The following is a 568-nucleotide window of genomic DNA, read 5'->3' as shown; positions in this document are numbered from 1 at the left end:
GAATAACCTATTAAAAATAGAAGGTGTAAGGGAAGTAATAGTATTAGATAAAGGTGAAAATGAATATAAGTATCTATGTGCATATTATGTAGGAGATGAAGAGTATAGCGTAGGTGAATTAAGAGAAAAACTTAATAAGTCCTTGCCAGACTATATGGTACCCTCATATTTTATAAGGCTAGAAGAAATGCCATTAACGTCTAATGGAAAAATAGATAGAAAATCCTTGCCAAAACTAAAAGGTGAAATTTGTACTGGAGCAGAATATGAAGCACCAAGAAATGAACTGGAAGAAAAATTATCACAAATATGGCAGGATGTATTAGGTGTAAGTAGTATAGGCATAAATGATAACTTCTTTGAACTAGGAGGACATTCATTAAAGGCCACAGTACTTATTTCAAAAATTCATAAAGAATTGAACAAAACTGTACCTCTTAAAGAAATCTTTAAGTCACCAACAATAAAAGAGCTAAGTGCATTTGTTGATAATAAGAAAGAAAGTATTTTCCTTGAAATAGAAAAGATAAGAGATGAAGGGAAATACGAAACATCATCTGCTCAAAAA

The 568-nt window shown here is 30.8% G+C and carries 1 protein-coding gene; it reads left to right on the top strand.

The features are described 5' to 3' along the window. Positions 1-568 (top strand): phosphopantetheine-binding protein (locus tag LZ480_RS19685; RefSeq protein ID WP_241371227.1); only part of this gene is annotated, 568 nt, incomplete at both ends.

It is taken from the genome of Solibacillus palustris (assembly GCF_022549215.1).
In the GTDB taxonomy this organism is placed as follows: domain Bacteria; phylum Bacillota; class Bacilli; order Bacillales_A; family Planococcaceae; genus Solibacillus; species Solibacillus daqui.
This window is presented reverse-complemented; position numbering and strand designations above follow the sequence as displayed.